12 protein-coding genes are annotated in these 13,766 nt (G+C 59.9%); 4 read left to right on the top strand and 8 right to left on the bottom strand.

Annotation, left to right across the window (positions count from 1 at the left end; all coding sequences use genetic code 11):
• Positions 1-3 precede the first annotated feature (3 nt).
• The 5 genes from lptG to cysG form a co-directional block, all read right to left on the bottom strand.
• A complete protein-coding gene (lptG, locus tag AD930_RS16255; protein ID WP_043552337.1) occupies positions 4-1,116 on the bottom strand; it encodes an LPS export ABC transporter permease LptG in 1,113 nt (370 codons plus the stop codon).
• A 17-nt stretch (positions 1,117-1,133) separates the two neighbouring features.
• Positions 1,134-2,279, bottom strand: a complete 1,146-nt coding sequence (gene lptF / locus AD930_RS16250; RefSeq protein WP_061507067.1) for an LPS export ABC transporter permease LptF — start codon at positions 2,277-2,279, stop codon at positions 1,134-1,136.
• A 175-nt stretch (positions 2,280-2,454) separates the two neighbouring features.
• Entirely contained in the window at positions 2,455-3,282 is an 828-nt protein-coding gene (locus AD930_RS16245) for an aldo/keto reductase (RefSeq protein WP_061507066.1), read from the bottom strand.
• Positions 3,283-3,418: 136 nt separating this feature from the next.
• Complete coding sequence (locus AD930_RS16240; RefSeq protein ID WP_061501560.1) at positions 3,419-5,089, bottom strand: hypothetical protein; 1,671 nt, start codon at positions 5,087-5,089, stop codon at positions 3,419-3,421.
• Between the two features lie 422 nt (positions 5,090-5,511).
• The gene (gene cysG / locus AD930_RS16235; RefSeq protein WP_061507175.1) at positions 5,512-6,921 is read right to left on the bottom strand and encodes a siroheme synthase CysG; all 1,410 of its coding nucleotides are present in this window, start codon (positions 6,919-6,921) and stop codon (positions 5,512-5,514) included.
• Positions 6,922-7,105: 184 nt separating this feature from the next.
• Between cysG and AD930_RS16230 the strand changes: the two genes are divergently transcribed.
• Both AD930_RS16230 and AD930_RS16225 read left to right on the top strand, forming a co-directional pair.
• Positions 7,106-8,881: an ABC transporter ATP-binding protein gene (locus AD930_RS16230; protein WP_061507065.1), complete on the top strand. Its 1,776-nt coding sequence runs from the start codon at positions 7,106-7,108 to the stop codon at positions 8,879-8,881.
• 49 nt (positions 8,882-8,930) lie between these two features.
• Positions 8,931-9,623 (top strand): GntR family transcriptional regulator, encoded by a 693-nt coding sequence (locus AD930_RS16225; RefSeq protein ID WP_082781961.1) that lies wholly within the window; start codon positions 8,931-8,933, stop codon positions 9,621-9,623.
• A gap of 86 nt (positions 9,624-9,709) precedes the next feature.
• On the opposite strand, the gene minE is transcribed toward AD930_RS16225, so the two are convergent.
• From minE to minC, 3 genes are all read right to left on the bottom strand, one after another.
• Complete coding sequence (gene minE, locus AD930_RS16220; RefSeq protein WP_061491437.1) at positions 9,710-10,033, bottom strand: cell division topological specificity factor MinE; 324 nt, start codon at positions 10,031-10,033, stop codon at positions 9,710-9,712.
• Entirely contained in the window at positions 10,030-10,845 is an 816-nt protein-coding gene (minD, locus tag AD930_RS16215) for a septum site-determining protein MinD (RefSeq protein WP_043552344.1), read from the bottom strand. The genes minE and minD overlap by 4 nt, the downstream gene beginning before the upstream one ends.
• A gap of 141 nt (positions 10,846-10,986) precedes the next feature.
• The gene (gene minC, locus AD930_RS16210; RefSeq protein WP_061507064.1) at positions 10,987-11,685 is read right to left on the bottom strand and encodes a septum site-determining protein MinC; all 699 of its coding nucleotides are present in this window, start codon (positions 11,683-11,685) and stop codon (positions 10,987-10,989) included.
• A gap of 175 nt (positions 11,686-11,860) precedes the next feature.
• On the opposite strand from minC, the gene AD930_RS16205 reads away from it, so the two are divergent.
• Complete coding sequence (locus AD930_RS16205; protein ID WP_061507063.1) at positions 11,861-12,529, top strand: glutathione S-transferase family protein; 669 nt, start codon at positions 11,861-11,863, stop codon at positions 12,527-12,529.
• Positions 12,530-12,534: 5 nt separating this feature from the next.
• Positions 12,535-13,761, top strand: coding sequence for a BaiN/RdsA family NAD(P)/FAD-dependent oxidoreductase (locus AD930_RS16200; protein ID WP_061491439.1), 1,227 nt, complete (start codon positions 12,535-12,537; stop codon positions 13,759-13,761).
• Positions 13,762-13,766 lie beyond the last annotated feature (5 nt).

Raw genomic sequence — 13,766 nt, 5'->3', positions numbered from 1 at the left:
CAATCAGCCATCCTCCAGGTGAAGAAGCAGAGAAATAGCGAGGCAAAGTCCGGCAACTGTGGGAGCCCATGCCGCCAGAACGGGGGGAAGGGCACCGGAGTTACCAAACTGCTCCGCAACTTTTGATACTGTGAAAAGCAGAAATCCCGCCGCAACGCCAGACCCGATCATCTGAGCCACGCCGCCACGCCGTGTTGGGCGCATGGAAAAACCTGCCGCCACGAGAGCCATAGTGCCCGCCAGCATAGGGAGCGCGAGCAGAGACTGGAAGTGAATCCGGTGGCGGATGGAAGAAAATCCGGAGCGGTCCAGCAGCGCAATAAAGCTCGGCAGAGCCCAGACGGAGAGGGTTTCCGGCGAGGAAAAACTTTCCTGCACACGGGCGACTGTCAGGTCGGTTGGCAGGTTCATCGGGCCGAGGGGATGAAGAATTTCATTCGGGCGGACGGTCTGCGCGTTTTTCAGTTCCCAGACGCGGTCGCCCAGAATGCCATCAGGCGATTCGATTCTCATGACCAGCTTGTCGTTTCGGTCGAGCCGGAAAACGCTGACATCATGAATATGCAGAATGCCTTTATCCAGCTGCACACCACGGGCATGCAGGATGGCCACACCTTTGGGGTCATACTGGCTATCCGCCTGCCGCAGCCACAGCGAGCCGCTGGACAGGCTGAGCGGGCCGCCGCCGGTGCGCAGATATTGCTGATCCAGCTCTTCCGCCCGGCGATACATGGCGGAGGAGAGCGGGGAGATCAGCGCCGTTGCGATGGTGCCGATCAGCATGGCGCAGGCCAGCGGGCCGGCCAGAAACTGCCACGCGGAAATACCGGCAGCGCGCGCCACAATCAGCTCTGAAGAGCGGGTGAGCCGCCAGAAGCAGATAATGCCGCCCAGCAGAATACCGAACGGCAGAATTTCCACAGAAAAATAGGGCACATGCAGGGCCGCAATTTCCGTCACCACATTGGTGGAAACATCTGGCCGGGTCGCCACGCGGCGCAGCAGATCGATAAAGTCGAATAGGCAGACAATGCCGGTCAGCGACGCGATCATGGCCATGACGGAAAAGACAAACTGGCGCGCGATGTAGAGCGAGAGGGTGACGGAGACAACCATAAGGGGCGCGTTCTTCCTCAGACCGTACGGTTGCTGGAGCGCAGGCGCAGCTCCGGCACAAACAGGATGGCCGCACACGCCAGGCCGGGCAGCAGGGCCACCAGCGGGATAAGCGGAATGAGCGCCATGTTCCGGCTGGCAAGATTTTGCAGCAGCAGGTTGAACGCCAGTAATCCCACCACGCTCAGCACAGCAGCCAGTGGGCGCTTGATGTTGCCGTGGCGCGAGAACACGCCGCGCAGCACGGCAAACAGACCAACCATGGCAAAGGAGAAGCAGGTGAGCGGGGAGGTTAGCCTGCGCCAGCCCTCCACCTTGAACTTACCGGTATCACGCGGGGCGACCTCTTTGGGGTCTGGGTTCAGCAGTTCATGCAGAGACATTTCCGCCGCATCGCGGAAGCGGGAGTCTTCCTGATGGGTGGAGGAAAGATCCATGGAATCCTGTTGAAAGACCAGCATGTCCAGACGTCCCGTTTTATGGTCGATCACCTGACGGGAGCCGTCATACAGGATGACGCGGGGTGTGTCGTTGACAATCATCATGGTGCCGCGATTGGCCAGAATGGTGGCGCGGCTGTTGGGCTGGCGGTCATCCTCCACCACAATACCATGCAGCGTGCCGTCATGGCTGCGTTCACGGATATAGACCGTCATGACATCGGACACTTTGGTGAAGACGCCTTCCTGCAGCATAAAGGCCGCCATCTTGTTCCGGATCTGGAATTCAAACTGCCGGAAATGATGATAGGAGACGGGGACCACCCACAGATTGAGCAAAAACCCGATGAGGGTTGCCATCAGTGCGCAGGTCAGGCCGGGGCGCGCCAGAGCAAGGGGGGAAAGCCCTGCGGCGCGCATGACTGTCAATTCCCGGTCCCCCGCCAGCCGTTGATAGATGAACAGGCTGACCACAAAGGTGGTGATGGGCAGCACGACGGCGACAAAAGAGGGGATGAGCAGGCTGGTCAGCTCGATAAAGACCCGAAGGGACAACCCGCGATCCACCACCAGCGAGACAAAGCGCAGTGATTGCATCAGCCAGATAAGTGCTGCCAGCCCCCCGGTGGTGGCCAGCAGGGCTATCAGAAGCTGATGAAAAACATAGCGATCCAGTGTGGAAACGCGTGCTTTCAGCCATGATGGAAATGAACGGACGGTCATATCTGTCTTATCTACCCCCTCCCTCTCTCAGAGCAACACCCCCTGAGGTCGAATAATGGGGGCGGGCGAGGAAGAGTGGTTCCGGCTTGCGGCATTATGAGGGCGAAGAACGCCGCCGCAGGCCGGATTATGCCTGTCAGATGGCCAGACAGGCGCTATCTGACATGTAGAAAAATTATTCTTCTACGTGGGTATCCGGGTCACCGCCCAGACGGTTGCCTGCTTCCAGACCCGCAATGGCGGCGAGGTCGCCCGCATCCAGCGTGAAGTTGAAGATATCCAGATTGGCGCGCATGCGGTCCGTGTTGCTGGATTTGGGAATGGGGATGATGTCGTTCTGGCTAAACCAGCGCAGCATGATCTGGGCCGGGGTGCGGTTGTGTTTTTCCGCCAGCTCCACAATCACGGGGTTATCCATCAGCCCCTTGCCCAGTGGCCGCCAGCCTTCCGTCAGAATGCCATGTTTGGCGTTAAAGCGGCGCATGTCCGTCTGCTGGAAGTCCGCATGAATTTCAATCTGGTTGACGGCGGGCACCACGCCCGTTTCCTGAATGAGGCGTTCCAGATGAGCGGGCTTGAAATTTGAGACGCCGATGGAGCGGATCTTGCCGTCCTTCTGCGCGGCAATCATCGCCTTCCAGCTTTCCACATACAGGTCTTTTTCCGGCAGCGGCCAGTGGATGAGGTAGAGGTCCACATAGTCCACATTCAGCCGCTGGAGGCTGCCATCCAGCCCTTTGAGGGCGGCGTCATATCCCTGATCGGCTCCGCGCAGTTTGGTGGCAAGAAAGATGTCTTTTCTTTCAACATCAGACTCTTGTAGCCCGTGGCCAACACCGGTTTCATTCCCATAGCTGGCGGCGGTGTCAATCAGCCGATAGCCAGTGAGCAGGGCGGCCTGCACGGCGGCTTCGACTTCCTGATCATTCATGGGGTAGGTGCCAAATCCCATGCCGGGAATTTTGTGGCCATCATTCAGGGTAAGAAGGGGAGCTGTGGGCATGGGGCGCAATCCTTGAAAGTCTTGTCAGAACGTCAGAGGCGCAAGCCAGCCTCCTTACGGCACAGGGCCGGGAGGCAGGGCGCGGCTTTCTTTCCCAACGTTCCGGGGTGGTGATGGTTCAGAAAAACCAGCCGCCTCAGAACAGCAGGATGACACCAGCGGAGGCGGAGTTGTCGCTTTCCTTGTTCGGCCCGTGGGCGGCAGATTCCGTGTGAGCGTATTCCGCCACAAGGTTCAGCCAGTCAGTCAGGCTGTAGAAGGCCGCACCGACTTCGGACTGGTTACGGCGCACCAGCAGTGAGCTGTTTTCGCCCGGAGCCTGATAGAGATTACTCACACCATAACTGCCGACCAGCTTGAACTTCTTGGTGAAGTTATACATGGCCTGCACGTAATAGCCTTCCGACGCCCGTTTGCGGCCATTATTCGCAACGCCGTCAAAGAACAGGCCGGTGGTGCCCAGCCCGCTGCCCCGGTAGTAATAGGCCACACCCTGAAAGCCTTTGTAGGTGATCTTGGTGCCGATTTCTCCTGCTTCCACCATCGCGCCGCGGCGGCTGCTGGCATCCAGATCGGGGCTGGTCAGGCCCTGCTGATGCTGGACAAGGAAGCTGGCCCAGATACGGGTCTGCACGCCACCAATCGTAAAGTCGTAAGTGCCTTTGCCCTGCACCATGGGTGAGGAGTGCTGAGAGGAGGAGGCAGAGAGCGCGCGGCCTGAGGAATCACCACCGGCAAAGTTGAATTCATCAAGCGGCTGGAAGATGCCGACGGACCCTTGCAGGCCGTGATATTTGGGAGAGACGTAGGAAATCTGCGGGATCCAGTCCGCATAGACATACCCCACGCCGATACGACCAAGCGATGTATTACCCGGTGCGGCGTTACTACCGGTGGAACCCACACTGAGCAGGGTGGCATCGTTCAGGATGGCGTCGCTGCCGAAGATGGCGAGGTCTCGCCCGATCTTGAACGTCCCGACTTTTTTGGTGCCGACCGTTACGTAAACCTGTCGCAGATCGATCCCGGCGGTGCCCAGCCCGACGGGGCTGCCGCCTGTATTGGCGTTGAAGGCCCCGTTCTTGGCATTGTCCACGCCCGGATACATGCCCAGCACGGCGGACATATCAATGCCCGACTGGGTAGTGCTGAGCTTGAGGATAAAGCCTGCGGGCAGCAGGCCGTTACGTACGGAGGAGGAATCAAACCCGCTGGAGCCGGTGGAGACGCCACCTGCCACGGGGCGACCGCCTGCGGGGCTGTTGTAGGTGTAGAACCCGTTCACAAAACCGGAGAAGTTGATGTCGATCGGGCCGGCCTTGAAGGTCAGGCCTTTGCCCGGCACGTATTTGGCCACCCGGACAATGCTGTTGCTGTTCAGGGCCTCATTGGTGGAGCGCATCGCTTCCTGCGCGGAACGAGCGCTGGCTTCGGCCCGGTTGGCGGCCAGTTCTGCGCGGCTGGAGGCTTCATCCGGTGCGCCCGGATCAAACCGGATGCCATCTTCATAGCCTGAGCCGAGGGTGTGCGCAGCCTGTCCGGCATGATGTGCGCCAGAGGCCGTGGCGGTGCGAACAGGGCGGGCTGTACGGGCAGGGGCTGCGTGCTGTGTGGTGGCTGCGGTGTGGCTCAGATGTTTGGCCAGAAGCGTATCATGCTCATGCTTGGTCAGACTGCCTTTGAGCTGAAGGATATCCAGCAGGTCACTATAGTCATCAGCCAGCGCAGATGGCGCAGTCATAAATGGCGCACAGGCAACGGATGTTACCACAACAGGTAATAGAAGTGCCCGTTTTCTCGATGCCATAAAAGTCTGCTCCCTCACGTCGTTTGCTATCTCTGAGAGATTGGACTTCCCTCCGTCAACACCCTGATAAGAAGAGTTTTCTGCCAGTACAAAGGCCTGACCGGCAAGGAAACAGGGTTGAGGCAAAGGAGGCGTACAGCCTTTGAGCTGTGAGGCTTTTAAGGGGCACTTATGCAGCGTATGCGGGCTGGGGTGTGCGGGGTTTTGGGAGTTTTTGTTTGTTGTCAAAGTGTTATGAGGATTTGTTCCGGATCAGGTAACGATTTTGGATCGAAACAAAGCCTCCGGAGCACGCCCTCTTGCACGCTTGTGGCGGAGGGGTGCTATGCGGGAATAGAACTTGTCCGCCTCAGGGAGATGCAAAAAACCCTGTTGTTATAACGAGAAACGATAAGGGAATGTACCCGGAGGTCACGCAGTTGTTACGCCTCCGGTAGCGTTGGGGACACCCGATGCCGCACAACTTCGCCAATTATGATCAGGGCAGGGCTGGTCACATTTTCAGCAACAGCCTGTTCAGGCAGCGTGGCGAGGGTTCCGGTAATTACACGCTGCTGCGGCGTTGTACCGCGTTCCACCAGGGCAGCGGGCCAGTCGGCGGGCAGGCCATGTTCTATGAGTTGCGCGCTGAGCTGTGGCAGCATGGTCAGGCCCATATAGATCACCACTGTCTGGCTGCGCAGGGCGATGGTTTCCCATGCCAGATCCAGCGTGCCATCGGCCTTGGCGTGGCCGGTAATAAAGAGGCACGCCTGTGCGCAGTCCCGGTGCGTCAGCGGAATGCCGGCATAGGCCGCGCAGCCATTGGCAGCGGAAATACCGGGGATAATGCGGAAGGGCACGCCGGCTTCTGTCAGCGTTTCAATTTCTTCCCCGCCACGGCCGAAAATAAACGGGTCTCCGCCCTTCAGGCGCAGCACGCGCTCACCCGCTTTGGCGCGGCGGACCAGTTCGGCATTAATGCCTTCCTGCGGCAGGGTGTGCCGGTTGCGCTGCTTGCCGACAAAAATCAGCTCGGCATCGCGCCGGACATAGTTGAGAATGTCCGGGCCAATCAGATTGTCATACAGAACCGTATCCGCATCCTGCATCAGACGCAGGGCGGCGAGGGTGAGCAGGTTCGGGTCTCCCGGGCCAGCGCCGACCAGCCAGACTTCGCCCTGCCGGGTGTGCCCTTCCAGCAGGTTGTTCAGCTCTTGTCTGGCGGCTTCTGTCTGTCCGCTCATGGCCAGATTGCCACCGGCTCCATCCAGAAACCGTTCCCACACCTGCCGCCTGTCGGACGGGTCGGGCAGGCGTGCACGCAGCGGCAGGCGGGCGTTTTGCATGAAGTCAGCCAGCAGATGGAGGCCAGCGGGCAGAATTTCCTCAATTTTGGCACGCAGGCGGCGGGCGAGAACCGGAGCAGCGCCCCCTGTGGAGACGGCGACCTGCACCGCACCACGTGTGCTGAGCGCGGGGGTGATGAAGCTGGAATTACCCGGATCATCCACCGCGCAGACCGGCACATTCTGTTGCTGGCACACAGCGGCAAGGCTGCGGTTCAGCGTGGTATCATTCGTGGCGATATAGACCAGACGGCAGCCGGGCAGGCGGGCGCGCACGTCGTCTTCCGATACCAGACCCGGCACATGCGTCAGCACACCATCATCCGCCAGACGCTGCAATTCCGGGCAGAGTGTGGGGGAGAGGAGTTCAATCCGTGCGCCGGTGGGCACCAGAAGGCGCACCTTGTTGGCGGCGATATTCCCGCCACCAATGACGAGGACACGGGCTTCGTCGAGGCGAAGCATGATGGGGAACCAGCTGGTTTTTTCAGAAGACGACTGCATAACACCCTCAGCAAGCAGGCTTGTGCGCAGGACGCAAGGGTTCTGACGCGCTGAGCGCACAAAAAGCGCTTTTTTAATCTTTCTGCGTTTCAGTGGTCTGTTGCCATGATAGCGCCGTCTTCCCAAGTGACAGGACACAAAAAGTGTGGGGCAACCTAAGCTTCACCATCACAAAGAGGGCAGAATGGCAGGAACGGGCACACAATCTGGCACGCAGCAGACGCAGGCCGATAAAACCATCGTGGTGCCAGACCGCGAGTTGCATGTGTATGCCGGGCGGCCCGTGGCGTTTCTGCTGCGCTATATGCGCAACCGGGCCATGGCGCATGTGATGGTGTTTGGTTCGGTCGGGCTGGCAATTGGCTGCGCGGTTCTGTCCTCCTACGCCATCCGGCATCTGGTGGATGTGATGACGGCCACAGCGCATAATGGGCCGGTAGAGGCTGTCTGGCAGGCTGTGGCCATTCTGGCGGTGCTGATTGCCACAGATAATATGGGCTGGCGTATTGCGGGCTGGTTTGCCTCGCGCACCTTTATTGAAATGACCGGAGATATCCGGCGCGATCTGTTCCGGTTTCTGACGGGTCATTCCCCCGCATATTTTTCCGAGCGGATGCCAACGTCTCTGGCCGCGCGGATCACCACGGCGGGGAATGTCTGCTTCACCCTTGAAAATCTTCTGGCATGGAGCGTCCTGCCGCCTGCGCTGAATGTGCTGTTGTCCGTCACGCTCATGCTGTCCGTCAGCTGGCTGATGGGGGGTGTGACGGTGGTTCTGGCAGCGGCTTTGTGCCTGCTGATGTTCCGTCTGGCGGTGCGCGGGCGCGCATTGCACGGGGAATATGCGGCTGCTGCTGCCGGGCTTGAGGGTGAGACGCTGGATGTGATGGGCAATATCGCTCTGGTGCGTGCCTTTGGGATGCGCACGCAGGAGCGCCTGCGCTTTAATACGCTGGCGGGCAAGGAGATGGGCGAGCGCCTGCGTTCCCTGCGCTACATGGAAAAGCTGCGCATGGTGCACGCCGTGCTGACGGCTGTGCTGACGGCGGGGTTGCTGATCTGGGCAGTGCTACTCTGGCAGCATGGCGACGCCAGTGTGGGGGAGGTGGTGATGGTCATCACCCTTGGCTTTGCCATTCTGCATGGCACGCGGGATCTGGCGATGGCGCTGGTGGAGACCATTCAGCACAATGCCCGGCTTTCTGAAGTGCTGTCCGCGCTGCTGGTGCCGCACGATATGCCGGACCGCGATGACGCCGTGCCGCACCGCGGCCCGGTGCGCGGTGAGATTGTGTTTGAGGATGTCGGTTTTGCCTATCCCGGCGGGGCGAAGGTGCTGGATGGGTTTAACCTGCATATTGCCGCAGGCACCCGCGTGGGGCTGGTGGGGCGATCCGGTTCCGGCAAGAGCACGGTTCTGGTGCTGTTGCAGCGGCTTCGCTTTGTGCAGTCTGGCCGTATTCTGATTGACGGGCAGGATATTTGCAGCCTGACGGATGATGGCCTGCGGGACTGCCTCTCCATTGTGCCGCAGGATGTCTCTCTGCTGCATCGCACCGTGATGGAAAATATTCGCTATGGCCGTCCCGATGCGACGGATGAGGCCGTGCGCGCCGCAGCGGCGGCGGCTGGTTGTGCGGACTTTATTGAAGCCATGCCGGAGGGGTTTGCGACGCTGGTGGGGGACAGGGGCGTGAAGCTTTCCGGTGGCCAGAGGCAGCGGATTGCCATTGCCCGGGCCTTCCTGCGGAATGCGCCTATCCTTATTCTGGATGAAGCCACCAGTGCGCTGGACACGGAAAGTGAAGCACATGTGCAAAAGGCGCTGGAGCGGCTAATGGTGGGCCGAACTGTGATTGCAGTGGCACACCGGCTTTCAACTTTGCGCAACTTTGATAGAATTGTCGTGATGCAGGACGGCAGGATTGTGGAGGACGGCTCTCCCACCCTGCTGGAATAGCAGGACGGCCCGTATAAGAATTTTTTGAACCAGCAGGTGACCCATACCCATGATGTTGCATGACGATGCGCCCGCTCTGGACTCTGATCGTCCGGCGGCAGCCAAAGGGGCGCTTGCCGCGTATGCTTATCAGCAGATCAGAGAACGTCTGATCCTGAGCACGTATAAGGGCGGTGAGAGGCTGGTTCTGCGTCCGCTGGCGGCGTCTCTCAAACTCAGCCCGACGCCGGTGCGTGAGGCCCTGCTGCGGCTGGTGTCCGAACAGGCTCTGGAACTGGATGAGCGCAACACCGCGCGCGTGCCCGAGCTCTCGCGGGACGTGTTTCAGGAAGTGCATCCGCTGCGCGGGGACCTGGAAGAGCGGCTGACGCGCAACGTCGCGGGGCGGATCACGCCAGAACAGATTACCGTGCTGGAAACCTGCCATCAGTCCTTTATTGATGGCTATCTGGCCGGAGACCCGCATCAGGCGGCTGTCGGTAACGCGGCCTTCCATAGTGCGATTGCTGAATTTTCCAGCATGATTATTACAGCCGGGATCATGCAGCGTCTCTGGGCGCGGATTGGGCCGTTTTATGCGGGCACCAATGGTCTGCCGCCAGCCAGCCCAGTGGAGGCTAACCATCCGCACATGCTGCTGCTTGAGGCCTTCCGCCAGCATGATGCGGAGGCAGCCGTGGCCGCAATCCGTCAGGATTTCCAGCAGGCTCGTAGCTGGCTGGAGCCGCTTTTGCCGGCCTGACCCTGTTTGAGAGTTTTCGGGCAAAGAAAAACCCGGTCCGCTGCCAGAGCGGGCCGGGTTTTTTCATGCCGTAATGGCGGAAGGTCTCAGGCTTTTTTAGCCTGAGGGGCAGGTTTGGCAGCCTGAATGGCGGGCTTTTCACCCGGTTTGACATCCGTCAGGCCGGGCACTTCCACGTCAATTTCCAGCGTGGAGCAGTGGGCACCGCGATCCAGCTTGATCTGCACCTTGTCCTGATCCACGGCGACGTGCCGTTTGATCACTTCCATGATTTCACGGTGCAGCTGGGCCAGCAGGTCATCCTTGCCGTCCCCACCGGAAATCCGTTCATGAGCGAGGAGAATCTGCAAACGGTCGCGCGCGACGGGGGCCGAGGAGCGGCGTTTGAAGATATTGGAGAGGAAGGTCATGAGACTCTCCGTTTAAACAGCCAGTCAAACAGGCCTTTGCGTTCCGTGGGAATAGTGACTTCCAGCTTCTCGCCTGCCAGACGCCGCGCTGCATCGTTATAGGCGCGCGCCGCTGCACTTTCAGGCTCAGCTATCGTAACCGGGGCTCCCACGTTTGAGGCCCGCAGTACGTCGCCGCTTTCAGGGATGATGCCCAGAAGCGGAATGGAGAGGATTTCCAGCACATCGTCTGTCCCCAGCATGTCACCCCGGGAGGCGCGCTGCGGGTCATACCGGGTGAGGAGGAGGTGTTTCTCCAGCTTCTCACCGTTTTTGGCTTTTTCCGTTGTGCTGTCCAGCATGCCGATAATGCGGTCACTGTCACGCACGGAAGAGACTTCCGGGTTGGTGACAATCACGGCCATATCGGCGTGATACATGGCCATCTGCGCGCCGCGCTCAATCCCGGCAGGGCTGTCACAGATCACCCAGTCAAACTTCTTGCGCAGTTCCGCAATTACCTTGGCCACGCCTTCAGACGTCAGGGCGTCCTTGTCCCGCGTCTGGGAGGCAGGCAGCAGGGAGAGGGAGGGGACGCGCTTATCCTTGATGAGCGCCTGCGCCAGATTGGCATCACCCTGAATCACGTTGATCAGGTCAAACACCACGCGGCGTTCTGCGCCCATTACCAGATCAAGGTTCCGCAGGCCGACATCGAAATCAACCAGCACAACGCTCTGACCATTTTGTGCCAGCGCTGCGCCTAAGGCTGCGGTAGTGGTGGTCTTACCCACGCCACCTTTGCCGGACGTGACGACCAGAACCTTTGACATCCGTGTTATTCCTCTTTGGTCTTTAAGGCTGCTTTGCCGTCAGCTTAGTACGACAGCCGTGTAGGAACGCAACCTTACAATCTGTCATCAAAAATGGAACGCAGAATATTCGCATTATGCGAAGTCTTTTGCGCGAAAATGTTACGTGAGAGGAAGGAAAGTGAGTGTTTCCCCGGAAAGTGCAACCTGAGCTGGTTTACTTGTCTGGTCCGCATTCATTTCTTCCGCGGTGGCGTAAAAACCGTCAATCGCCACCAGTTCGGCTTCCAGCGCACGGGTGAAGATACGGGCTTCCCCATTCCCGCCAATGCCTGCAATGGCCCGGCCACGCAGAGGGCCGTAGACATGGATGGAGCCGCCGGCTGAGACTTCCGCCCCAGAGGCGACGGAGCCAAGAATGATCACATCACCATCCGGCCACACGACCTGCTGGCCGGAGCGGATGGGGCTCTCAAGAATAAGCGTGCGCGGGCCGGGGGCTTCGGGCACGTCATCTTCCGGGATATCGATCTCGGCAGAGGCGCGGCCACCGGCAAAGTTTTCCGGCCATTCCCAGTCCGCCAGCGCGGGCCAGGAGCGGTCCCCGCCTTCAATGCCCATCACGCGGATGCCGCGTTCCTTCAGGGCAGGCAGCAGATCAGCCAGATGCTGCGTTTCAGCATCCAGCATCCCGAGGTCCAGAATAATGGGCTTGCCGGCAAAGAACCCGGCGGAGCGGGCAATCTGGTGATCCAGCGCGCTCAGCCAGTCTTCCAGCGGGGCTTCCGGGGTGAGCGTGAGCGCCAGAAAGGACCGGCCGGAGATACGGATGCGGGGCAGGGGGGATGTCGTGGCGGACAAGGACGTGAGATCTCGCTTGCGTAGGATCGGACGGGAAAGTGCAGCAGTGGTACACGCTGCAAGGGTTGTCTGTCGAGCATCTGTGCAGAACGCGCAGGGACCCTGTGCATTATTTGATGCCCGCAGGCCCGATTACCCTCTGGCGCGCTGGCAGACAATGTCATAAATCTTGCGCATGCGTACCCTGTATCATCTCCCCCTCTCCCCCTACTGCCGGAAGATCCGGCTTGTGCTGGGTGAAAAACGTCTGCCGTTTGAAGCCATCGTGGAACGGGTGTGGGAAGAACGCCCGGAATTCTACGCCATGAACCCGGCGGGTGAAGTGCCGGTTCTGGTTGAAGATAACGGGCTGGTTGTGCCGGATTCCTCCGTGATCTGCGAGTATCTGGAAGAAGCCTATTCCGATACGCCGCTGCTGGGCCGCACGCTGGCTGAGCGCGTGGAAGTGCGGCGTCTGGTGGCGTGGTTTGACCAGCGCTTTGCCCGCGATGTGTCCCGCCGTTTTATTGGCGAGCGCGTCATGAAGCGCATTAGCGGCCGCGGCAACCCGGACGGCACCATTCTGCGGGAAGGCTATGCGGCCATGAAGCCGCACCTGAAATACATCAACTTCCTTGCGGAAAACCGGAACTGGCTGGCTGGTAACTTCCTCTCTCTGGCGGATTTTGCGGCAGCAGCCCATCTCTCCAGCCTTGATTTTATTGGGGATATTGACTGGTCCAAAGCGCCGGCGGTGCGGGACTGGTACGCCCGCATGAAGTCTCGCCCCTGTTTCCGCCCCCTGCTGGGTGACCGCGTATCTGGCATTACCCCGCCGGATTATTACGCCAATCTGGATTTCTGAAGAGCGTGACCTTTCATAATGGCGGCGACGCAGCGCGTCGTGCGCCCGATGTGCTGATTATTGGTGCCGGTGCTGCCGGGCTGATGGCGGCGTTTACAGCGGCCCGGCGCGGTCGGCGCGTTGTCGTGCTGGATCATGCGCCGGAGGTTGGGCGTAAAATCCTGATTTCTGGCGGCGGGCGCTGCAATTTTACCAATACCGAAATGCGGGCTGAACGCTTTATTTCCCAAAATAAGCATTTTGCCCGCTCGGCGCTCAGCCGGTACACGCCTGCGCAGTTTCTGGAACTGCTGGCGAAGCATAAAATCCCCTGGCACGAGAAAAAGCTGGGGCAGTTGTTCTGCGACAATTCCGCGCGGGACATTGTGCAGATGCTGCTGGCGGAATGTGCGGCCGCCAATGTGACCATTCTGACGGATGTGCGCATTACCGATGTCACCAAGCCGCAGGATTTCCGGGTGCAGACCTCTGCCGGAACCTTCACCAGCAAAGCGCTGGTGCTGGCGACGGGTGGCCTCTCCATCCCCAAACTGGGTGCCACCAGCTTCAGCTATAATATTGCCCGCTATTTTGGCCTGTCGGTTGTCTCGCCGGAGCCAGCTCTGGTGCCGCTGGTGTTTGGGCAGCCTGACGAAAGCTGGGTGCAATCACTGGCTGGCGTCTCTCTGCCAGTAAGGGCGTCCTGCGGGAAAATCGGGTTTGATGAATCGCTGCTGTTCACGCATCGGGGCCTGTCCGGCCCGGCGTTACTGCAGATTTCGTCTTACTGGGAGCCGGGGCAGGCCGTGCGGATTAATCTGCTGCCCGGTGAAGATCTGAACGCACTTCTGGCCGGACTGAAAAAAGCCAAAGGGCAGATGAAAGGCCCGGCAGCGCTGGGGCGCTGGTTGCCGCACCGTCTGGCGCAGGAACTGGCGCGTCAGGGTGCGCCGGAAGAGCGCCCCGTGGTAGAATGGCCGGACCGCACGCTACGTGCACTGGCTGACCGCATTCATCGTCTGGACCTGCACCCCACCGGAACGGAAGGGTTTGCCAAGGCGGAAGTCACACGTGGCGGCGTTGATACCCGGAAACTGTCTTCCAAAACTATGGAAGCGCAGACCGTGCCAAACCTTTATGTGATTGGCGAGGCCGTAGACGTGACCGGCTGGCTCGGTGGCTATAACTTCCACTGGGCATGGGCCAGCGGGCACGCGGCAGGCGAAGCCCTTGGGGAAAGTGCTGCCGCCTGAAGGAC

Origin of the sequence: Acetobacter malorum (assembly GCF_001580615.1) — a bacterium.
GTDB lineage: Bacteria > Pseudomonadota > Alphaproteobacteria > Acetobacterales > Acetobacteraceae > Acetobacter > Acetobacter malorum.
The sequence above is the reverse complement of the archived record's forward strand: the minus strand, read 5'-3'. Positions and strand labels throughout refer to the sequence as shown.

Excerpts from the sequence above, each read along its gene's own strand:
- lptG (WP_043552337.1), bottom strand. The coding sequence starts at position 1,116 with ATGGTTGTCTCCGTCACCCTCTCGCTCTACATCGCGCGCCAGTTTGTC.
- lptF (WP_061507067.1), bottom strand. The coding sequence starts at position 2,279 with ATGACCGTCCGTTCATTTCCATCATGGCTGAAAGCACGCGTTTCCACA.
- AD930_RS16245 (WP_061507066.1), bottom strand. The coding sequence starts at position 3,282 with ATGCCCACAGCTCCCCTTCTTACCCTGAATGATGGCCACAAAATTCCC.
- AD930_RS16240 (WP_061501560.1), bottom strand. The coding sequence starts at position 5,089 with ATGGCATCGAGAAAACGGGCACTTCTATTACCTGTTGTGGTAACATCC.
- cysG (WP_061507175.1), bottom strand. The coding sequence starts at position 6,921 with ATGCAGTCGTCTTCTGAAAAAACCAGCTGGTTCCCCATCATGCTTCGC.
- AD930_RS16230 (WP_061507065.1), top strand. The coding sequence starts at position 7,106 with ATGGCAGGAACGGGCACACAATCTGGCACGCAGCAGACGCAGGCCGAT.
- AD930_RS16225 (WP_082781961.1), top strand. The coding sequence starts at position 8,931 with ATGATGTTGCATGACGATGCGCCCGCTCTGGACTCTGATCGTCCGGCG.
- minE (WP_061491437.1), bottom strand. The coding sequence starts at position 10,033 with ATGACCTTCCTCTCCAATATCTTCAAACGCCGCTCCTCGGCCCCCGTC.
- minD (WP_043552344.1), bottom strand. The coding sequence starts at position 10,845 with ATGTCAAAGGTTCTGGTCGTCACGTCCGGCAAAGGTGGCGTGGGTAAG.
- AD930_RS16205 (WP_061507063.1), top strand. The coding sequence starts at position 11,861 with ATGCGTACCCTGTATCATCTCCCCCTCTCCCCCTACTGCCGGAAGATC.